Below are 18954 nucleotides of genomic sequence, written 5' to 3'. Positions count from 1 at the left end.
GGGTCAGGAGTTGAACTTCTGCTGGGTGCGCTCGAGGCCCTCGGCGATGAGGGTCTCGACGGCGTCGGCGGCGGAGTCGACCTGGAAGGGCAGGCTCCCTTGCGCTCGGTGGTCGAGTAGTTCGACAGCACGAAGTCCGCGACCTCCTGCCGCCCGGGCGGGCGGCCGATGCCGGCGCGGACGCGGAAGAAGTCGCCGGTGCCGAGCGAGGAGCGCATCGACTTGAGGCCGTTGTGGCCGTTGTCGCCGCCGCCCTTCTTGATCCGCAGCGTGCCGAAGTCGATGTCCAGACTCGTCGTGGATCGCGATGACGCGCTCGGCGGGCACCTTGTAGAACGTGGCGAGCGCCTTGACCGGGCCGCCGGACTCGTTCATGTACGAGCGGGACTTGGCGAGCACCACCCGCGGGGCGGGGGCGCCGGGGACACCCAGGCGACCTTCGACGACGTCGGCACGGCCGGTCTTGTGGGCGCGGAAGGTGCCGCTCATCCGGCGGGCCAGGCTCGTCGACCACCAGGTAGCCGATGTTGTGCCGGTGGCCGGCGTACGACGCCCCGGGGTTGCCGAGACCCACGACGAGCCACACGTCGGTGTCGGTCACGTCATCGCTCCAGGGGTGCTCGGCGGGAGATGCGGAGCTCCCCGGCGCGGCGGACCGCGCCGGGGAGATCAGTCGGCCCAGGAACCACCTGAGCCGGCTGAGGGTCACTCGCTGTCGCCACCCTCGGTGGCCTCGGCGGCCTCGTCGGAGGCGGCCTCGGGCTCGTCCTTCTCGATGCCGGCCTCGGCCTCGGCCTCCTCCAGGCTCGGCCTCGAGGGCCTCGGCGGTCTGCGCGGCGGTCACGTTGACGACGAGGGTCTCGGCGTCGGTGAGCAGCGTGGTGCCCGAGGGCAGGTCGAGCCTGGCCGGCGAGGAACTGGGTGCCGGCCTCGGCGCCCTCGATCGAGATCTCGAACTGCTCCGGGATGTGGGTGGCCTCGGCCTCGACCTGGACGGTCGCGTTCTCGGTGACGACGAGGGTCTCGGGGGCGGCGTCGCCGACGATGTGGACCGGGACGTCGACGGTGACCTTCTCGCCGCGCCTCACGGCGACGAAGTCGACGTGCTCGAGGACGCGACGGACCGGGTCGACCTGGACCTGCTTGGTCAGCGCGAGCCTGCGTGTCGCCGTCGATGTCGAGCTCGAGCAGCGCGTTGGCGCCGCCGTGCTTGATCGCCATCATGGTGTCGTGGCCCGGGAGGCTCAGGTGGATCGGCTCGTTGCCGTGGCCGTAGACGACGGCGGGGATCTTGTGCTCGCGGCGGATGCGGCGGGCGGCGCCCTTGCCGAACTCGGTGCGCAGACTCGGCCTTGATCTTCTCGGTGCTCATGGGGAAATCTCCTGGGTTCGTCGGGGGCGGTGCGCGGCCGCGAACGAGGAAACGCCGCGCTTCCCTGGCCCGATGACCGGCAGGGCGCGCGGCGTCGTACAAGACGAACCGGCCCAGTCGATCACGGAGTCACAGAAGCGGGAGTCCCTCGCCGAGGCAACCGGGAGAGACTACCCAACGGCGTGCGCTCGGCGAAAATCGCCGACAGTTCGTTATACGCATTTATACTTTGGCGAAGTATAAAGAAGTATCCAGACTCGGGAGACCTCATGGTGCGCAACCCCTACACCCCCGGCCAGGTGCCGCGGATCCTGGCCGGCCGTGCCGTCGAGCCTGCACCGGATCGAGGGCCTGCTCGCCCGGGTGGTGACCTTCGGCGAGACTCGGCGGACCGCTGCTCGTCTTCCACGCTCCGCGCGGCATCGGCAAGACATCGCTGCTGCGGGCCGGCCAGCAGCGGGCGGCGCAGTCCGGCTTCGTGACCGCCTGGGTGGCCTGCACCCGGCAGCAGCCCGTCCTCGCCGAGGTGGCGCACAGCATCGGGCGCGCCCTGGAGCGGGCCGACGCCGTGCCGTCCGGGGCGGCGGGGCAGCGCTGGCGCGGCCAGGCTGGAACGACTCACCGTCGAGGTCGGCGTACCGGGGGCGCGGGTCTCGGCCCAGGTCGGACGGCGCGAGGACGCCGCGCCGCCGCACGCCGCCATCGGCATGCTGGAGACCCTGCTGCACGACGCCGCCACCGCGGTCCGCGCGCGGGGCGGGGCCGGGCTGCTGCTCCTCCTCGACGAGCCTGCACACCGCGTCCGCCGACGAGATGTCGGTGCTGCTCAACGCCCTGCAGAACCTCGACGGCGAGCGCGCCGAGAACCCGCTCGCCGTCGTCGCGGCCGGGCTCCCGGTCACCCCCGAGGCACTGACCCGGGCTGCGACCTTCGGGGAGCGGAGCACCTACGTCTCGCTCGACGTGCTGTCCGCCGACGATGCCCGCGCCGCCCTCGTGGGCCCCGCGGAGGCGGAGGGGGTCGGTTGGTCCCCCGCCGCGCTGAGCGCGATCGTGGAGGAGTCGAAGGGCTACCCCTACCTCATCCAGGCTGCTCGGCAGCACCACCTGGGAGGCCGCCGAGCCCGCCCCCGGCGACCGGCTCACCCTCACCGCCGTCAAACGTGGTCTGCCCGTCGCCCGGGACCAGGCTCGCGGCCATGCACCGCGCGCGGTGGGGCGCCGCCTCCCGCCTCGACAAGCAGTTCCTGAGCGCGATGGCCGCCGCCGGGGACGGCAACGTCACCCGGGCCGCGATCGCCGCCGGGATGGGCGTCGACTCGCGCGCGATCAGCGTCCCGCGCGAGCGGTTGATCGACAAGGGCGTGATCGAACCCGTCGGGCACGGGCTGGTGCGCTTCACGCTGCCGGGCTTCGGCGCGTTCGTGCGCTCCCTCGACGAGGAGTGACAGGTTGCACCCGACCGGCTCAGGGCCGTCCGGTGCGTGCGGCGCCAACGCCGCAGACGTGCGTGCTGCGCGGTCCTGAGCCGGTCAGGCGTGCCCGTCGAACATGGAGGTGACCGAGCCGTCCTCGAACACCTCGCGGATCGCCCGGGCGACCAGCGGCGCGATCGACAGCGTGGTGAGCTTTGTCGAACTGCTTCTCCGGCGGCACCGGGAGGGTGTTGGTGATGACGACCTCGGTGGCGGTGCTGTTCTTGAGCCGGTCCACCGCGGGGTCGGAGAGGATCGCGTGCGTCGCGGCGATGATCACGCCCGCGGCACCGTCGGCCATCAGTGCCTCGGCGGCCTTCACGATGGTGCCACCGGTGTCGATCATGTCGTCGGTGAGCACGCAGATGCGGTCCTTGACCTCACCCACGACGCGGTTGGCGACGACCTCGTTGGCGACGTCGGTACGACGCGTCTTGTGGATGAACGCCAGCGGCGCGCCGTCGAGGCGGGCCGACCAGCGCTCGGCGACCTTGATCCGGCCGGCGTCCGGGGAGACCACGGCGAGCGGCTGGTCGCCGTACTTCTCCTTGATGTAGTCGGTCAGCAGCGGCAGCGCCATCAGGTGGTCGACGGGGCCGTCGAAGAAGCCCTGGAGCTGGTCGGCGTGCAGGTCGACGGTGATGATCCGGTCGGCGCCGGCGGTCTTGAACAGGTCCGCCATCAGCCGGGCGGAGATCGGCTCCCGACCGCGGTGCTTCTTGTCCTGCCGGCTGTAGCCCCAGAACGGCATGACCACGGTGATCCGCTTGGCGGAGGCGCGCTTGAGCGCGTCGACCATGATCAGGTGCTCCATGATCCACTCGTTGATCGGAGTGGTGTGGCTCTGGATGACGAAGGCGTCGCAGCCGCGCACCGACTCGTCGTAGCGGACGTAGATCTCGCCGTTGGCGAACTCGCGGGCCTCGGTCGGCACGAGCTTGCTGCTCGAGGATCTCGGCGACCTCCTCCGCCAGGCTCGGGATGTGCTCGTCCGGAGAAGACCATCAGGTTCTTCTCGGTCGTCCGCTTCAAGCCCGTCACGCCTGACTCCCCTGGTCGCCGGAGGTGGTGCCTACGATTCTGCCCGCTCCGCGGCACCGTCCCCAAGTCCCCGCCCGTTTTCGGACTGTTCATCGAGTGCGGCGGCCGCGGCCTGCGCCTGCGCGGTGCCGGCGCGGCGGCTCTGCACCCAGCCCTCCAGGTTGCGCTGGGGCGAGGTGCTCACGGCCAGCGCGCCCGCGGGGACGTCGCGGCGCACGACCGTGCCGCCGCCGGTGGAGGCACCGTCTCCGATCTCGATCGGGGCCACGAAGGTGTTGTTGGAGCCGGTCCTGGCGTGCTTGCCGACCTTGGTGCGGTGCTTGTTCACCCCGTCGTAGTTGGCGAAGATCGTGCCGGCACCGATGTTGGTGCCGTCGCCGATCTCGGCATCGCCGACGTACGAGAGGTGCGGGACCTTGGCGCCCTCGCCGATCGTGGCGTTCTTGGTCTCCACGAAGGTGCCGATCTTGCCGTCCTTGCCGAGCAGCGTGCCGGGCCGCAGGTAGGCGAAGGGCCCGACCGTGGCGCCGGCGCCGATCACGGCGAGCCTGGCCGTGGGCGCGCACGACCCGCGCACCGGCGCCGATCTCGCAGTGCTCCAGGGTGGTGTCCGGCCCGATCACGGCGTCCTCGGCGACCACGGTCGTGCCGAGCAGGCTGGGTGCCGGGCAGGATCGTCACGTCCGGCGCGAGAACGACGTCCGCCTCGATCCACGTCGTCGCCGGGTCCATCACGGTGACGCCCTCGCGCATCCAGCGGGTGACGATGCGGCGGTTGAGACTCGCGGCCGAGCTCGGCGAGCCTGGGCGCGGTCGTTGGCGCCCTCGGTCTGCAGGGCGTCCTCGACCGGGTGCGCCGCGACGGTCAGCCCGTCGCCGCGGGCCAGGCCGATGGCGTCGGTGAGGTAGTACTCGCCCTTGGCGTTGTCGTTGCCGATCCGCCCGACGGCGTCGGCGAGGAAGGCCGCGTCGAAGGCGAGGATCCCGGAGTTGATCTCGGTGATCGCGCGCTGCTCGTCGCTGGCCTCCTTCTCCTCCACGATCGCCTCGACCGCACCGCTCGCGTCGCGCACGATCCGTCCGTAGCCGTGGGGGTCGGCGACGATGCCGCTGAGGATGCTGACGGCCGCGCCGGCAGCGCGGTGGAACTCGGCGAAGGCCTGCAGCGTCTCGCCGGCGAGCAGCGGGGTGTCTCCGGCCGCGACGAGCACGGTGCCCTCGCGCGGCGGGCTGTCGAGGGCCTCCAGGGCCATCCGGACGGCGTGCCCGGTGCCGAGTCTGCTCCTCCTGCACGGCGAGCACGGCGTCGGCGCGCACCTCGGTGACGTGCGGCCCGACCAGGCTCGCGCTGGTGCCCGACCACCGCGACCACCCGGGCCGGGTCGAGCGTGCCGACCGCGGCCAGCACGTGACCGACCATGCTGCGCCCGCCGATGCGGTGGAGCACCTTCGGGGTCTTCGACTTCATCCGGGTGCCCCCGCCGGCGGCGAGGACGATGACGGTCAGGCTTGCTCACTCACGCCCGCCACACTAGACCGGGCGGCTCAGCGTCCGTCGAGCCAGGCCAGGACCGCCAGGACGCGCCGGTTGTCGTCGGAGGCCTGCGGCAGGTCGAGCTTGGTGAAGATGTTGTTGGTGTGCTTGCCGACGGCCTTCTCGGTGACGACCATCCGGGCCGCGATCGCCGCGTTGGAGCGGCCTTCGGCCATCAGCGTGAGCACCTCGCGCTCGCGCTCGGTGAGCCGGTCGAGCGGGCGGCTGCGGGCCGAGACCAGCGCCGCGACCACCTCCGGGTCGAGCACGGTGCCGCCCTCGGCCACCTGGCGCACGGCGGCCAGGAAGGCATCGACGTCGGCGACGCGGTCCTTGAGCAGGTAGCCGATCGAGCCCTCTCCCCCGGCCAGCAAGCTGCCGGGCGTACAACGGCTCCACCCACTGGCTCAGCACCAGCACCGGGAACGCCGGTCGCGCCGCACGCACCGCGGTCGCCGCCTCCAGGCCCTCGGTGGTGTGCGTCGGCGGCAGCCGTACGTCGACCACCGCGATGTCGATGTCCTCGCGACCCAGCGCCCGGGTCAGCGAGGGGGCGTTGTCGACCGCCTCGACGACCTCGATCCCGCCGGCCTCCAGGATCCGGGTGAGTCCGACGCGGAGCAGCGCCCGGTCCTCGGCCAGCACCGCCCTCAGGGTGTCCGGCACGGCACCTCCAGGCTCGACGAGGGTGGGGCCACCGGCCGGGCTGAGCACCCGGATGTCGCCGTCGAAGGCGTCCAGCCGGCGCGCGACGCCGGTCAGCCCGGAGCCGGTGGCGTCGGCACCGCCGCGGCCGTCGTCCCCGACGGTGATCCGGAGCCGGTCGCCGTCGTAGCGGCCGGTGACCCAGGCGCGTCCGGCGCGGGCGTGCTTGACGGTGTTGGCGAGGCACTCGGCGACCGCGAAGTAGGCCGCCGACTCGACCGGCGCCGGCAGCCGCGGGACCTCCATCGAGACCGACGTCGGCACCGGGAGCGCCAGCGCGAGCGCCTGGACCGCACCGGCCAGCCCGCGGTCGGCCAGCACCGGCGGGTGGATCCCGCGGACCACGCTGCGCAGGTCGTCGAGGGCGTCCATGGTGGTCTCCCGTGCCTCGCGCAGCAGCGCCGCGGCGGCGTCGGGGTCGGTGGCGATGAGGCTTCTCGGCGAGGCCGACGTTCATGCCCACCGAGGCGATCCGGGCCTGGGCGCCGTCGTGCAGGTCGCGCTCGATGCGTCGTACCTCCGCGGCGGAGTGGTCCAGGCTCTCCGCCCGCGACTCCTCGACCCGCTCGACCCGCTCCTCCAGCCGAGCCACGCGCGAGCCGCCGAGCATGGCCCGCTCGGTCAGCGCCCGCGCGCGCACCAGCGGCGGGGTGACGAACCACCACGCGACCAGGGCCGGGCCGCCGAGCAGCAGCAGGAGCAGCCACACGAGCCCGGCGCCGCTGAGCGCGAGGACCAGCCAGGTGAGCGGCGCGGTCAGCAGCGCGACCGGCAGCAGCGACATCGCGAAGCCGCCGGACGCCGAGAACCACAGGAAGCCGACGTTGCGCCACCGGGCCGGGTCGCGCATCCAGCGCACGCCGCTGGGCGAGGTGGCGTAGCGGGGCTCGATCGTCGTGCCGAGCAGGCGGCCGCTGACCGCGCGGTGCGCCCGGGTCAGCCCCGCCGTCGCCGGTACGACGGCCTGCGCGAGCAGGATGCCGATCCCCAGGGCCGGCCCGAGGGCCAGGCAGAGCACCGTGCCGATGGCGAGCACCAGGCTCGGCACGAAGGACAGCGCGTACCCGGCCGAGACCAGGGTCAGCCGCAGCCGGTCGAGCAGTCCCTCGACCGTCACGTCCTGGGGCCGCCCGAGGCGGACCGGCGCGAGCATCTCCATCGTCGTGAAGTCTGTCATCGCGACACCGTCGTCGCCATCTGCGCACGCACCGAGGTGCGCGCGGCGCCCAGCGTGATCGCCACCACCGCGGCCACGACGGCCGGGACCAGCCACAGCCCGCCGTCCGGTACGACGCCCTCGTGCCGCGCCACGGCGAAGGGCACCACGGTCGTGAGCGCCGCCAGGGTGCCGAGCACCACGCCGATCGCGGCGACGATCCCGGCCTCGGCGACGACCGAGCGCTCGACCTGGCGCGGGGTGGCGCCGATCAGGTGCAGCCGCCGCAAGCTCGCCGCGGCGGTGGGCGATGGTGGCGACGAAGGCGTTGACGACCATGATCGCTGCGAACAGCGCGAGCATCCCGACGACCACGTTGTTGAGCAGGTTGATGGTGCCGCTGTCCGGCGTGCCGGCGGGCAGGGTGCGGCCGTCGATGTTCACCAGCAGCAGGGTGCCCACCGCGGCGGAGGTCAGCACGATCACCGGGGCGAGGACGCCGGCGAGCAGGTGCGCCCGCCGTGCGGTGTTGTACGACGCCAGGTGCCCGCTCGCCCCGCGGCCCACCAGCAGCCCGGCCGGGCCGGCGAGCCGGCGCAGCAGGACCGGGGCGAGGACGGCGAGACCGACGCCCACCAGGATCGGTCTGGAGCCGCTGGTCGACATCGCGGCGTACGGGTCGTCGTCGTGCGCGGTGACCGCGACGGTGATCACGGCCATGGCGAGGCCGTAGCCGACGAGCAGCACCGCGGCACCGATGCGCCACCAGCGCATCCGGCCGGCCTCGGCACCGGCCTCCTGGAGCAGCACCCCGGCCGGGCCCCGGGTCGCGCGCCGGGCGGCCACGACCGTGGCCAGGCCGGAGACGAGCAGGACGAGGAGGGCGGCGGCGCCGACGGAGGCGGGGCCCGCGTCGTACTCCGCGGCGGAGGTGACGAGCCCGCCCGAGCGGATCAGCGCGAACAGGCCGTGCCCGGCGACCGAGGCGAGGCCGGCACCCAGCACCGCCGCGAGGCCCGTCACGGCCGCGGTCTCGCGGACGACGAGTCGCCGGGCCTGGCGCGGGGTGGCGCCGATGGTGCGCAGCAGGCCGATCTCCGCGGCGCGCTGGGTGGTGGTGATGCCGACGGTCGAGGCGACCGAGAAGAGCACGATCAGCGCGCCCCACCCGCCCACGACGGCGCCGAGGACGACCAGGGTGTCGGCGTCGTTGCCGTGCGCGCCGAGGGCGGACTCGGTGAGCGTGGCGAAGGAGCCGATCAGGACCGTGCCGAGCAGGACGGCGAGGAAGGTGGCGGTCGCGGCGAGCGGGCGGTGCCGCAGGCTGCGCCAGGCGAGCGCCGTCATCGCGCCACCACCAGGTCGTCGAGGTGCGCCATCTGACCGGCGACCGCATCGGCCGTGGGGTGGGTCATCCGGCCGGCGACGCGGCCGTCGACGAGGAACACCACCTCGTCGGCGTACGACGCGGCGACGGGGTCGTGCGTCACCATCACCACGGTCTGGCCCATCTCGGTGACGCTGGCCCGGAGCAGGGCGAGGATCTGCCGCGCGGTCGCGGAGTCGAGCGCACCGGTCGGCTCGTCGGCGAGCACGACGTCGGGGTCGGTGACCAGCGCCCGGGCGATGGCGACGCGCTGCTGCTGGCCGCCGGACATGCTGCCGGGCAGGTGGTGCGCGCGCTCGCCGAGGCCGACCCGCTCCAGCAGCATCCGCACCCGCGCCCGGTCCGGGCGCCCGCCGGCGAGGCGGGCGGGCAGGGCGACGTTCTGGGTGGCGGAGAGGTAGGGCAGCAGGTGGAAGCCCTGGAAGGCGAAGCCGATCTGCTGACGACGCAGGCGGGTACGCCGGTCCTCGTCCCAGTCGGTGAGGTCCTGCCCGCCGACCAGCACCCGCCCGGCGCTCGGCCGGTCGAGCCCCGCGGCGCAGGACAGGAAGGTGGACTTGCCGGAGCCGGAGGGCCCCATCACCGCGGTGAAGGTGCCGCGGGCGAAGGCGAGGTCGACGCCGCCGAGGGCGGTGATCGTGGCGTCGCCCGTGCCGTAGGTCCGGGTCAGGCCCTGCACCTCGAGGGCCGGGGAGGTGGTGCTCATCTGCGCTCCTGGGGAGTGTCGGAAGTGATGTCTCCGACGCTAGGAAGCACAGCGGTCCGCCACGAGGGGCCTGGTCCGCCGACCGGGGGTGGGGTTTCCCCTACCCCGCGCTCCCGCGCAGCAGCCCCACGGCGGGGCCGAACATCGTCTCCTTGATCGCACCCAGCGCGGTCCGGTCCTTGCCGGCGAGCGGCGCGACCTTGGCGATCGCGTCGGCGAGCAGGGACTCCTCGGGGGCGGTGCCGTCGACGATCCCGGCCCGCGCGGCGTCGGTGCCGCCGAGCCGGGCGCCGGTGGTCATCGTGTCGACCGCGGCGCGCGGGGTCGGCTTGGCCTGCACCAGGGCGGCCATGCCCGGGGTGAAGGGCAGCGCGATGTCCACCTCGGGGAGGCAGAAGAAGCCGCGGTCCGCGCGCATCAGCCGCCAGTCGTGGGCGAGCGCGAGCAGCCCGCCGCCACCGAACGCGTGGCCGTTGACGGCGGCGACCGTCGGGACCGGCAGCGCCAGGACCCGGGCCAGCAGCGCCTCCACCCGGGCGACGTACGGGACGAAGTCGTCGGGGTGGGCCTGCGCCCACTCCAGGTCGAGGCCGTTGGAGTAGAACTTCCCGGCCCCGACGGTCACCAGGGGCGTCCCCGCCGCGACGACGTCGTCGAGCGCCGCCTCGACCTCGTCGAGCCAGGTGGGCGCGAAGCGGTTCTCGTCGTCGCCGAGGGTCAGCACCGAGACACCGTCGGTCGTGGTCAGATCAGGCACGGCGCCATCATGCCCCTCGTTAGGCTCGGCCCATGAGCTCCCCCACCGTCCTGGTGACCGGCGCCACCGGCTTCGTCGGCCGCCGGCTCGTCCCCGAGTCTGGTCGAGCGCGGGATGGACGTGCGGGCCATGACCCGCCACCCCGAGCGGTACGACGGCCCGGGCACCCCCGTCGGCGCCGACGTCGGCGACGAGGAGTCCCTCGCCGCGGCCCTGGCGGGCGTGGACGTCGCGATCTACCTGGTCCACTCCCTCGACCACGCCGACTTCGAGGCCCGCGACGCCGACGCGGCCCGCCGCTTCGGGCGCCTGGCCGCCGAGGCCGGCCTGCGCCAGATCGTCTACCTGGGCGGGCTGGGCCGCGACGACGAGGAGCCTCTCCCCGCACCTGCGCTCGCGGCGCGAGGTCGAGGGACTGCTCGGCGCGGGCGGCGTGCCGGTCACCGTGCTGCGCGCCGCGATCGTGGTCGGCCACGGGGGCATCTCCTGGGAGCCTGACCCGCCAGGCTGGTGAAGAACTTGCCTGCGATGGTGGTGCCCAAGTGGACCGCGACCCGCACGCAGCCGATCGCCGTGGACGACGTGATCCGCTACCTGGCCGGGGTGATCGACCTGGAGGGCGCGATCGGCGAGGTGCTGGAGATCGGCGGCCCGGAGGCGATGACCTACCGCGACATGCTCGACATCGCCTCCGACGTGACGGCCGGGCATCCCGTGCCGCTGGTCTCGGTGCCCGTGCTGACACCCCGCCTGTCGTCGTACTGGCTGGCGTTGGTGACCGACATCGACGTCACCACCGGGCGCAACCTCATCGACTCGATGAGCACCGAGGTCGTCGTCACCGACAACCGGATCCGCACGCTGGTGCCGGGTGAGCCGATCAGCTACCGCGAGGCCGTACGACGCGCGCTGGCCGAGCGCCTGCAGGAGGGCGACGAGGTCTAGGCAGGCTCGGAGGTCAGGAGCCGAAGAGCGCCGGCAGCGCGAACAGCATGGTCAGCGACCGGGAGCAGTGCGTGATCACCGGACCGAGGATCCCGCCGGACGCGCGCCGCTCCAGCCCGACGACCACGCCGAGGATGATCGCGGCGAAGGCCAGCATCACGTTGCCGGTGGCGAGGGTGGCCAGCACGTAGGCGATCGAGGTCCACGTCACCGGGTGCCGCGGCAGGGCGGCGTAGGCCGCGCCCCGGAAGAACAGGCTCCTCCGCGATCCCGTTGACCAGGGTCACCACGACGAGCAGCGGCACCGAGCCCTGGTCGGCGAAGTCCACGACCGAGCGGACCTGCCGGTCCAGCCAGTCGATCTCGCGCACCACCAGCCCGCCGGCGACGAACACCGCCGCCAGCCCGAGCCCCACCAGCAGGGGTGCCAGCACCGGTCGCACCAGCGCGTCCCCGCGCCGGATCCGGCCCAGGTGCAACGGCCCGGCGGCGAAGGCGCCGACCGTCCAGGTCGCCGCCAACGCGAAGGTCGCCGGGTAGAACCAGGCGCTCCCCGGCTCGATCCGCAGGGACACCCCGAGCAGGACCGCCCCGAGCAGGACGACGCCCGCGGTCACCAGGCTGGCGGCGGCGCAGGGCCGCGTCGGTCTCCCGGTGGTCGCGGGGCACGACGTCCCACAGCGTTCGCCGAACCCAGCCGCGCACCATGCCTCGAACCTACGCGGCGGGCCACTACGCTCGCGCCATGACCTCCCCCTCCCGGTCCGAGCGCCTCCTCGACGCCCAGGTCGCCTGGCTGCTCGGCCGGCTCACCGGCGACGAGTCCGACGCCCTGGTGACCGCGGACGTGGACGCCCTGCTCGGCCTCGGCTCCCGGATCACGCTGGCGGAGCCTGATCGACCCCGCCGACGTGCAGCGGCTGGTGCGCGAGCCTGCTGGCCGTCGTACCGGGCAGCACGGGGGCGAGCACCCTGGTCGCGATGGCCGCCGATGCGCTGTACGACGGCCCGACCGAGACCTTCACGCTGGCCGAGGTGCTCGACCGGGAGAACGCCGAGCGGATCGCCGACGAGCTCCTCGCCAACACCGACGTGCTCGCCGCCGCGCTCGACGACCTCACCCGCAGCCCGCTGGTCACCTCGTTGGCCTCACGCTTCGTGACCCGGATCGTCACCGACGTGGTGCAGACCAACCGGGCGATGGCAGAGAAGATCCCCGGTGTGGGCTCGCTGGTCTCCTTCGGCGCCAGCGCCGCCGGAAGGGTCGTCGGGGCCGCCGACAAGCGAACTCGAGGCGGTCCTGGGCGACACGGCCGCCAAGGGCGCGGCCTTCGCGATGCGCCGGCTCAACAAGATCGTCGTGGAGACCCTGCGCGACCCCGCCACCAAGGCCGCGGTCCTGGAGATCTTCGACCTGTACGCCGACCAGCCGATCCCCCACCTGCGCGACTCCGTCGAGCGCGGGGACGTGCACCGCGTCGCCGGGCTGGTCCAGGACATCGTCCTCGCCGGCGCCCCGACCGAGCCGGTGCACGCCTTGATCGGCGTCCTGGTCGACGGGCTGCTGCGCACCTACGGCCCCGAGCCGGTCGCCACCCTCGTCGAGGACCTCGGCATCGAGCGGGACCTGCTGGTCGAGCACGCCGTCGCGCTCGCCGGTCGCGCCGTGGCCGCCGCGCACGCGACCGGCGAGCCTGGAGCGGCTGGTCCGCGAGCGCCTGGCGCCGTTCTGGGAGCCTGCCCGAGGTCCGGGCCATCCTGGCGGACTGAAGCCCGCAGGTCGCGGGCTCGCCTGCCGACGTTCCTCTGACGGGCCCGACCACGGGCCCCCGTTCTGAGGATCCCCCATGCACCGCTCCCCCGACGCCTCGCGACCGGCCTCGCCGTCGCCGCCGTCGTCACCGCCGGACTCGTCTGCCAGGGTGCGGCCTCCGCCGCCCCGGCCGGCTTCCCGCAGTCCCTCGACTTCACCCCCACCGACCTCGCCGCCGGCGCGGACGAGGTCTACGCCGTCGGGTACGTCGGGGTGGACACCGACGGGGACTTCCAGTTCGACCAGACTCGACGGGTACGTCGAGGCGGTCGGCGCCGGCACCAAGATCGGCCTCGGCGACGGCAGGCTGGCCGACCGCCGCCAGCATCAGTCCCGACGGCGACACGCTCGACGTGATCGGCACCGTGCTGGCCGCCGGCGGCGGGTACACGCCCACCCGGTGGACCGTCGACACCAGCACCCTGACCGTCACCGGCCAGGCCACCCTGGAGGTCTCCAACGCCGCCGACGTGGCCAGCGACGCCACCGGCAGCTACCTCGCCGCGACCGGCACGGGCGGCGGACAGGTCGTCCTGCCCGGCGGCGGCACGGTCGCCCTCGGCCAGGACTCGGCACCCTCGCGGATCGCCCTGCTGCCGTCCGGCTCCAGTACCGACGTGGTCGTCGCGGGCGTCGACTGGCAGGACGGCGGCACCCACAGCGTCGCGACCCTGCGCACCGTGCACGACGGCACGTCCGGCGCGCCCGTCACCCTCGGCGCCGAGGGCACGCCCGACCAGTGGGTGACCGGCCTCGCCGTCGACCCCGTGCACGACCTGACCTACGTCGTCAGCGGCCGCGACGTGAGCGACGGGCCGCAGGAGTACGGCCTCAACGTGATCGGCGCCGGCACCGACCTCTACGTCCCGCTCTCCAGCCCGGTCTTCACCCTCGGGGTCTCCCCCGACGGCGGCACCGTCTACCTGCCCGGCACCGGTGTGTCGGCGTACGACGCGAGCGCGCTCACCTCCTACACCGATGACAACCCGGCTCCTTCGGCGTACCTCGGCGGCTCGGGGTTCATCTCCCTCGCCGACGTCGCGCCCTCCGGCCGGGTCTACGCCGTCCAGGACGTCGACACCCCGGACGGCGCGAAGACCCAGGTGCACGCGCTCGAGGCGCCCGGCGCACCGTCCGGTCTCACCGTCGCGCCCTCGGAGTGGGACGACTCGACGTACGTCGCCACGTGGACCGCGCCCGCCAGCGCGGGCGGCGCCGACCCGACCTCGCTGACCTACCGCACCACGCTGCAGGACCAGGCCGGCGGCGACCCGGTCACCTTCGACGGCTTCCTGCTCGAGCAGGACCTCGGCGCCGTGACCCCCGGGCACACCTACACCGTCAGCGTGACCGCCACCAACGGCGTCTTCACCTCCGCGCCCGCCACCGCGACCCTCACCCCGGCCGCGCCCGTCGCGCACCCGAGCGCCGTCGCCGTCTCCGGGCGCGCGGCCGTCGGCACCCGCCTCGCCGTGGCCAGCACCGGCTCCTGGGCCGCTGGTACGACGCTCGCCTACACCTGGCGCACCGACACCGGCCTGGTCGTGGCCCGCACCGCGACCTACACCCCGACGCCCGGTGCCCTCGGCCGACGCCTCCAGGTCGAGGTCACCGGCACCAAGGCCGGTCTCGCGCCCGCCACGGTCACCAGCGCGCCGAGCGCCAAGGTCGTCGCCGGCACCCTCGTCGCACCGGTCCCCTCGGTCTCGGGCACCGCGAAGGTTGCTCGCACCCTGACCGCCACCGCAGGCACGTGGACCGCCGGCACCCGGCTGACCTACCGCTGGACCGCGAACGGCGTCGCGATCGCCGGAGCGACCGCTCGCACGTTCAAGCCGACCCGTGCCCAGGTGGGCAAGCAGGCTGCGGGTCGTCGTCACCGGCACCAAGGCGGGCTACACCACCGTCGTGCGCACCAGCCGCCCGACGGCGAAGGTCGCCCGCTGACGGCGGTCACTTGTGACCCCGGCCGCCCGCCGCCGTAGAGTCGCTCCGTCGCCTTCCGAGGCGGCGTTCCCCGGTTGCTCTGCTGGCACGGGCGGCTGGACTTTGAATCCAGAGGTCGTTGGTTCGATTCCAACCCGGGGAGCCGACGGACACGAACGCCGGCCCGGACCACGTGGTCCGGGCCGGCGTTCGGCGTCGATGCGTCAGGCGTTCGGCACCAGGCAGATCGCCGTGTCCTGCTCGGCGTAGACGAGCGGCTGAGCCTGGCCGGCACACTTCGCCTTGGCCTTGCCCACCGAGGTCACCCGCACGACGGAGGGGGTCTTGTTGGAGGCGCAGGCGACCTTGGCCTCCTCGGAGATGTTGAAGCAGTCGCCCTGGGCGACCCGAGCCAACCCTCAGCAAATCTTCAAGAACACCCTAGGGGCAAGGCACCGCGGGACGTCAGCGGAGGAGGTCACGTCCGATAACCATCCGCTGGATCTGGTTCGTGCCCTCGAAGATCTGGGTGACCTTGGCGTCACGCATCATCCGCTCGACCGGGTACTCCCGCGTGTAGCCGTTGCCGCCCAGCACCTGCACCGCGTCCGTCGTCACCCGCATCGCCGCGTCCGTGGCGGTGAGACTTGGCGATCGAGGCCTGGCGGGAGAACGGACGGCCGGCGTCCTTCAACCGCGCCGCCTGCAGGTACGACGCCCGGGCCCGCTCCACGTCGGCGGCCATGTCGGCGAGCAGGAACTGCATGCCCTGGAACTCCCCGATGGCGCGGCCGAACTGCTCACGCTCCTTGGCGTACTGCACCGCGTAGGCCAGCGCGCCCTGGGCGATGCCCGTGGCGACGGCGGCGATCCCGAGCCGGCCGGCGTCGAGCGCGGAGAGCGCGACCCGCATGCCGGCGCCCTCCTCGCCGATCAGCCTGGGCAGCCGGGATCCGGGCGCCGTCGAAGAGCACCTGCGTGGTCACGTCGCAGTGCAGGCCCATCTTCTTCTCCGGGGCGCCGAAGGACATCCCCTCGACCCCGTCCGGCACGACGAACGCGGACAGCCCGCGCTTGGGGTCCTCGGAGGTGCGGGCGAAGAGGATGTAGTAGTCCGCGCAGGAGCCGTTGGAGATCCACTGCTTGGTGCCCTTGACGACGTACTCCTCGCCCTCGCGCACCGCCGCGGTGCGGATCCCGCTGACGTCGGAGCCGGCCTGCGGCTCGGAGAGGCAGTAGGCGCCCAGCCAGTCGCCGGAGAGCATCTTGGGCAGCCACTCCTCGCGCACGGCGTCGGAGGCGTTGGCGGCGACGACCGTCGCGGTCAGCGCGTGCACGCTGGTGCCGACCCCGACGCTGGGCCAGGCGGTGGCGATCTCCTCGATCACCTGGAGGTACACCTCGTAGGGCTGGCCCCCGCCGCCGTACCGCTCCTCGAAGGGCAGGCTCAGCAGCCCGGACCGGCCGAGCAGCCGGTAGGCCTCGGCCGGGAACTCCGCGCGCTCCTCGGCCGCCGCGACCTGCGGGGCGAGCCTCCTTGGTGGCGATCTCACGGGCCAGGCCGAGCAGGCTCCCTCAGCCTCCTCGGTGGGCAGCAGACGGTCGACGGTGGTTCCCATGCAAGGCAACCTAGCGGGACCTCAGTAGGTGAGACTCCACCCAGGGATCGACGTCGTAGCGGCCGTTGGTCTGCAGGGTCACCGACTGGATGCCGACCGGGCGCCCGTCGCGGTAGGTGATCAGCGCGACCCCCGCGGCCCGGCGCAGGCTTGCTGCCGATCGCGATGGCGTACGCCGCCCCGCCCGTCGTGCCGACGGTGTAGGTCCAGCCCTTGCGCCCGTCGGTGCCGGTCACCTCGCTCGGCCCGCTCTGCACGTGCACGTGCCCGCCGACGACGAGGTCCACACAGCCCCGCGCGAGTGCCTGGTCGCCGAAGTCGGCGTCGTGCAGCAGCAGCGTGTTGACCCGGTCGCCCTTCTCGTCGGCTTCGCAGACCGCCTCGGTGAGCCGGTCGGCGACCTCCGCGGAGGACAGCCCCTTCTCGTCGCGCCAATTGCCCAGCCCGCTGGAGCGCGGGTCGTCGACGCCGAGGATCCGGGAGCCGTCCGGACCGTCGAGCACGGTGCCGTCGAAGTAGCGCCAGCCGTCCTTCTCCATGTGCGCCCGGACGAAGGAGCCGTTGTCGTGGTTGCCCGCGACGGCGAAGCGCTCGTCGAGGTCGCGGAAGGCGGCGGTGACCGAGTCGAGGGAGAAGGCCTCCCAGCGCTCACCGGTGGAGGTGTCGTCGCCCGCGTCGTAGACCGCGGTGGCGCCGGCCCGGTCGCCGATCGCACGGGCCACCTTGTCCATGCCGACGTTGAGGTGCCGGTCGGAGACGAGCAGGGCGACGGTCTCGTCCTTCTCCGGCTCGCGCAGGTCCAGGTCCTTGGCGTCGTCGGCCGCCTTGGAGTAGAACGCCTGGCCCTGCTGGTAGCTGCTCACCGCGCTCGCGATCAGCCGCTTGGTCTCCTCGGTCGTGACGTCGCCCATGATCTCGACCTTGCGCGCCTCGTCGGGCAGCGGGATGTCGTCGCCGACGTAGGCACCGAGGGTCATCCAGCGCTGCGGCAGCGGGTCGCGACGTCCCCAGGTGAGCGGTGCGATCAGCGCGACGACGAGCAGCAGCGCGGTGAGCCCGACGATCACGCCCTGGGTCGAGGGCAGCGCGGCCAGCAGCGCGCGCCGTCGCTCGCCGCCGACGGCCGCCCAGATCGCGAACGGCAGCGCGCCGAGCGCCGCGCCCTGCACCAGTGCGGCGATCGCCATCGTCCGCACGGCCCGCTCGACGACCGCGATCTGGCCGTCGGGCTGGGAGGCGATGGCGGCGTACCGCGCGGTGAGCTCCTGCAGGGAGGTGGTGTCGGTCTTGCCGAGCTCGATGTCCAGGCCCAGGCGCGAGCCGGACTCCGCACGCAGGTCGGGCAGGACCGGTCCGGTGCGCAGCACGACCTCCCCGGAGAAGTCCGGGCTGACCGTGGCCTCGTGGCCGGCGAGGTCGACCGTGCGCTCGCTGCCGGCGAAGATCACCGCCGCGATGCCCAGCGACAGGGCGATCCAGGCCACGCCGCCGAGCGCGAGCCGCAGCAGCCGGACGGGAGTGCCGGGTGCCATGGTCAGCTGCGCGCGCGGGCCTCGGCCACGGCGTACAGGGCCACCGAGGCGGCGACCCCGGCGTTGAGCGACTCCAGCACACCGGCCATCGGGATGGACAGCAGCCGGTCGCAGGCTCTCCGCGACCAGCCGCGAGAGACCGTCGCCCTCCGAGCCGACCACGATCACCAGCGGCCCGAGCGCCGGTCGTCGTCGGCCACCAGGCTCCGGCAGGGTGAGGTCGCCGTCGGCGGCCAGACCCACCACGAAGCAGCCCGCCTCCTGGTAGGCCTTGATCTGGCGGGTGAGGTTGACCGTCTGCGCGACCGGGCAGCGCGCCGCCGCACCGGCCGAGGTCTTCCACGCCGACGCCGTCATCGAGGCCGCACGGCGCTCGGGGATGACCACGCCGTGCGCGCCGAAGCCGGCCGCGCTGCGCACGATCGCGCCCAGGTTGCGCGGGTCGGTGATCGAGTCGAGCATCACCAGCAGCGGCTTCTCGCCGGCCTCGTCGGCGGCGTCGAGCAGGTCGTCGGGGTGGGCGTACTCGTACGGCGGGATCTTCGCCGCGAGGCCCTGGTGCACCGCACCGTCGGTGAGCCGGTCCAGGCTCGCCCCGGCTGACCTCCAGCAGGCCGACACCGTGCTCGGCGGCGAGACGGAACACCTCGCGCAGCCGGTTGTCGCGCTCGGCGCCCTCGGCGACGTACACGGAGGTGACGGGCACGCGCTCGCGCAGCGCCTCCACGACCGGGTTGCGCCCGGCGATCCACTCGGCCTCACCAGGCTTGCGGCGCCCGCGCGGGCCGCCGCTGGTGCGTCCGGCGCGCTTGTCGGCGCGCTTCTTGGCCTCGGCGATCTTGTGCGCCTTGTGGTACTCCCGGTCCACCGCCTTCGGCGTCGGGCCCTTGCCCTCCAGGCCGCGGCGGACCTGGCCACCGGAGCCGGCCTGCGGCCTCTTGCTCGACTTGCGGATCGCGCCCTTGCGCGAGGAATTGCCAGCCATG

Annotated in this window: 19 protein-coding genes, 1 tRNA gene and 8 pseudogenes; 8 read left to right on the top strand and 20 right to left on the bottom strand. The window is 73.5% G+C overall.

What is annotated here, in order from left to right; translation table 11 throughout:
• Positions 1–3 precede the first annotated feature (3 nt).
• The 3 genes and pseudogenes from pth to G5V59_RS37875 form a co-directional block, all read right to left on the bottom strand.
• Positions 4–601, bottom strand: a pseudogene (gene pth, locus G5V59_RS28790) (aminoacyl-tRNA hydrolase).
• Position 602: 1 nt separating this feature from the next.
• Positions 603–1088: a hypothetical protein gene (locus tag G5V59_RS37880; protein WP_341351057.1), complete on the bottom strand. Its 486-nt coding sequence runs from the start codon at positions 1086–1088 to the stop codon at positions 603–605.
• Between the two features lie 130 nt (positions 1089–1218).
• Positions 1219–1290, bottom strand: a pseudogene (locus G5V59_RS37875) (50S ribosomal protein L25); the annotation flags it as partial.
• A 403-nt stretch (positions 1291–1693) separates the two neighbouring features.
• On the opposite strand from G5V59_RS37875, the gene G5V59_RS28780 reads away from it, so the two are divergent.
• Both G5V59_RS28780 and G5V59_RS28775 read left to right on the top strand, forming a co-directional pair.
• Positions 1694–2623 carry a hypothetical protein gene (locus G5V59_RS28780; protein WP_278258776.1) on the top strand — a complete coding sequence of 310 codons (930 nt, stop codon included), beginning with the start codon at positions 1694–1696 and terminating at the stop codon, positions 2621–2623.
• A gap of 5 nt (positions 2624–2628) precedes the next feature.
• Positions 2629–2820: a hypothetical protein gene (locus tag G5V59_RS28775; protein ID WP_278258775.1), complete on the top strand. Its 192-nt coding sequence runs from the start codon at positions 2629–2631 to the stop codon at positions 2818–2820.
• An 84-nt stretch (positions 2821–2904) separates the two neighbouring features.
• On the opposite strand, the pseudogene G5V59_RS28770 reads toward G5V59_RS28775, so the two are convergent.
• The 9 genes and pseudogenes from G5V59_RS28770 to G5V59_RS28730 all read right to left on the bottom strand — a co-directional run bounded on the left by G5V59_RS28770 (position 2905) and on the right by G5V59_RS28730 (position 10133).
• Positions 2905–3852: pseudogene (locus G5V59_RS28770) on the bottom strand (ribose-phosphate diphosphokinase).
• Positions 3853–3919: 67 nt separating this feature from the next.
• Positions 3920–4429 carry a hypothetical protein gene (locus tag G5V59_RS28765; protein WP_278258774.1) on the bottom strand — a complete coding sequence of 170 codons (510 nt, stop codon included), beginning with the start codon at positions 4427–4429 and terminating at the stop codon, positions 3920–3922.
• Positions 4426–4641, bottom strand: a complete 216-nt coding sequence (locus tag G5V59_RS28760) for a hypothetical protein (protein WP_278258773.1) — start codon at positions 4639–4641, stop codon at positions 4426–4428. The genes G5V59_RS28765 and G5V59_RS28760 overlap by 4 nt, the downstream gene beginning before the upstream one ends.
• Positions 4620–5141 carry a sugar phosphate nucleotidyltransferase gene (locus tag G5V59_RS28755; protein ID WP_278260119.1) on the bottom strand — a complete coding sequence of 174 codons (522 nt, stop codon included), beginning with the start codon at positions 5139–5141 and terminating at the stop codon, positions 4620–4622. The genes G5V59_RS28760 and G5V59_RS28755 overlap by 22 nt, the downstream gene beginning before the upstream one ends.
• Before the next feature lie 116 nt (positions 5142–5257).
• Positions 5258–5356 (bottom strand): annotated as a pseudogene (locus G5V59_RS28750) (hypothetical protein); the annotation flags it as partial.
• Between the two features lie 77 nt (positions 5357–5433).
• Positions 5434–6076: pseudogene (locus tag G5V59_RS28745) on the bottom strand (response regulator transcription factor).
• A 2038-nt stretch (positions 6077–8114) separates the two neighbouring features.
• Positions 8115–8630: pseudogene (locus tag G5V59_RS28740) on the bottom strand (ABC transporter permease); the annotation flags it as partial.
• The gene (locus tag G5V59_RS28735; RefSeq protein WP_278258772.1) at positions 8627–9376 is read right to left on the bottom strand and encodes an ABC transporter ATP-binding protein; all 750 of its coding nucleotides are present in this window, start codon (positions 9374–9376) and stop codon (positions 8627–8629) included. The pseudogene G5V59_RS28740 and the gene G5V59_RS28735, both read right to left, overlap by 4 nt.
• 100 nt (positions 9377–9476) lie before the next feature.
• Positions 9477–10133 (bottom strand): enoyl-CoA hydratase-related protein, encoded by a 657-nt coding sequence (locus tag G5V59_RS28730; protein ID WP_278258771.1) that lies wholly within the window; start codon positions 10131–10133, stop codon positions 9477–9479.
• 114 nt (positions 10134–10247) lie between these two features.
• On the opposite strand from G5V59_RS28730, the gene G5V59_RS28725 reads away from it, so the two are divergent.
• Positions 10248–10631, top strand: coding sequence for an NAD(P)H-binding protein (locus tag G5V59_RS28725; protein WP_278258770.1), 384 nt, complete (start codon positions 10248–10250; stop codon positions 10629–10631).
• 30 nt (positions 10632–10661) lie between these two features.
• Entirely contained in the window at positions 10662–11078 is a 417-nt protein-coding gene (locus G5V59_RS28720; RefSeq protein WP_278258769.1) for a hypothetical protein, read from the top strand.
• Between the two features lie 13 nt (positions 11079–11091).
• On the opposite strand, the gene G5V59_RS37870 is transcribed toward G5V59_RS28720, so the two are convergent.
• Positions 11092–11289, bottom strand: coding sequence for a hypothetical protein (locus tag G5V59_RS37870; protein ID WP_341351056.1), 198 nt, complete (start codon positions 11287–11289; stop codon positions 11092–11094).
• Complete coding sequence (locus G5V59_RS28715) at positions 11286–11786, bottom strand: hypothetical protein (protein WP_341351055.1); 501 nt, start codon at positions 11784–11786, stop codon at positions 11286–11288. The genes G5V59_RS37870 and G5V59_RS28715 overlap by 4 nt, the downstream gene beginning before the upstream one ends.
• Positions 11787–12059: 273 nt before the next feature.
• Between G5V59_RS28715 and G5V59_RS28710 the strand changes: the two genes are divergently transcribed.
• From G5V59_RS28710 to G5V59_RS28695, 4 genes are all read left to right on the top strand, one after another.
• The gene (locus G5V59_RS28710; protein WP_278258767.1) at positions 12060–12848 is read left to right on the top strand and encodes a hypothetical protein; all 789 of its coding nucleotides are present in this window, start codon (positions 12060–12062) and stop codon (positions 12846–12848) included.
• Between the two features lie 256 nt (positions 12849–13104).
• Entirely contained in the window at positions 13105–13248 is a 144-nt protein-coding gene (locus tag G5V59_RS28705; RefSeq protein ID WP_278258766.1) for a hypothetical protein, read from the top strand.
• The gene (locus G5V59_RS28700) at positions 13245–14876 is read left to right on the top strand and encodes a hypothetical protein (protein WP_278258765.1); all 1632 of its coding nucleotides are present in this window, start codon (positions 13245–13247) and stop codon (positions 14874–14876) included. Before G5V59_RS28705 ends, G5V59_RS28700 begins: the two co-directional genes overlap by 4 nt.
• Before the next feature lie 29 nt (positions 14877–14905).
• Positions 14906–14980 (top strand) — tRNA-Gln (locus G5V59_RS28695).
• A 61-nt stretch (positions 14981–15041) separates the two neighbouring features.
• Here the strand turns inward: G5V59_RS28695 and G5V59_RS28690 are convergent.
• From G5V59_RS28690 to rlmB, 6 genes and pseudogenes are all read right to left on the bottom strand, one after another.
• Entirely contained in the window at positions 15042–15233 is a 192-nt protein-coding gene (locus tag G5V59_RS28690) for a hypothetical protein (RefSeq protein WP_278258764.1), read from the bottom strand.
• A 49-nt stretch (positions 15234–15282) separates the two neighbouring features.
• On the bottom strand, positions 15283–15441 hold the full coding sequence (locus tag G5V59_RS28685) for an acyl-CoA dehydrogenase family protein (protein WP_278258763.1): 159 nt from the start codon (positions 15439–15441) through the stop codon (positions 15283–15285).
• 82 nt (positions 15442–15523) lie between these two features.
• Positions 15524–15688, bottom strand: a pseudogene (locus tag G5V59_RS28680) (acyl-CoA dehydrogenase family protein); the annotation flags it as partial.
• Positions 15618–16436, bottom strand: coding sequence for an acyl-CoA dehydrogenase family protein (locus G5V59_RS28675; RefSeq protein ID WP_278258762.1), 819 nt, complete (start codon positions 16434–16436; stop codon positions 15618–15620). The gene G5V59_RS28675 and the pseudogene G5V59_RS28680, both read right to left, overlap by 71 nt.
• Entirely contained in the window at positions 16367–17968 is a 1602-nt protein-coding gene (locus G5V59_RS28670; RefSeq protein ID WP_278258761.1) for a metallophosphoesterase, read from the bottom strand. Before G5V59_RS28670 ends, G5V59_RS28675 begins: the two co-directional genes overlap by 70 nt.
• 2 nt (positions 17969–17970) lie before the next feature.
• Positions 17971–18953, bottom strand: a pseudogene (rlmB, locus tag G5V59_RS28665) (23S rRNA (guanosine(2251)-2'-O)-methyltransferase RlmB).
• Between the last annotated feature and the right edge of the window lies 1 nt (position 18954).

This window comes from Nocardioides convexus (genome assembly GCF_011090295.1).
Note: the sequence above shows the minus strand (reverse complement) of the source record. Positions and strands in the feature narration are given on the sequence as shown.

Coding starts and splice junctions, on each gene's coding strand:
- G5V59_RS28760 (WP_278258773.1), bottom strand. CDS start 4,641: ATGCGCGAGGGCGTCACCGTGATGGACCCGGCGACGACGTGGATCGAG.
- G5V59_RS28685 (WP_278258763.1), bottom strand. CDS start 15,441: ATGCGGGTGACGACGGACGCGGTGCAGGTGCTGGGCGGCAACGGCTAC.
- G5V59_RS28725 (WP_278258770.1), top strand. CDS start 10,248: ATGGACGTGCGGGCCATGACCCGCCACCCCGAGCGGTACGACGGCCCG.
- G5V59_RS28670 (WP_278258761.1), bottom strand. CDS start 17,968: ATGGCACCCGGCACTCCCGTCCGGCTGCTGCGGCTCGCGCTCGGCGGC.
- G5V59_RS28720 (WP_278258769.1), top strand. CDS start 10,662: ATGGTGGTGCCCAAGTGGACCGCGACCCGCACGCAGCCGATCGCCGTG.
- G5V59_RS28775 (WP_278258775.1), top strand. CDS start 2,629: ATGGCCGCCGCCGGGGACGGCAACGTCACCCGGGCCGCGATCGCCGCC.
- G5V59_RS28735 (WP_278258772.1), bottom strand. CDS start 9,376: ATGAGCACCACCTCCCCGGCCCTCGAGGTGCAGGGCCTGACCCGGACC.
- G5V59_RS28710 (WP_278258767.1), top strand. CDS start 12,060: ATGGCCGCCGATGCGCTGTACGACGGCCCGACCGAGACCTTCACGCTG.
- G5V59_RS28755 (WP_278260119.1), bottom strand. CDS start 5,141: ATGGCCCTGGAGGCCCTCGACAGCCCGCCGCGCGAGGGCACCGTGCTC.
- G5V59_RS28715 (WP_341351055.1), bottom strand. CDS start 11,786: ATGGTGCGCGGCTGGGTTCGGCGAACGCTGTGGGACGTCGTGCCCCGC.
- G5V59_RS28675 (WP_278258762.1), bottom strand. CDS start 16,436: ATGGGAACCACCGTCGACCGTCTGCTGCCCACCGAGGAGGCTGAGGGA.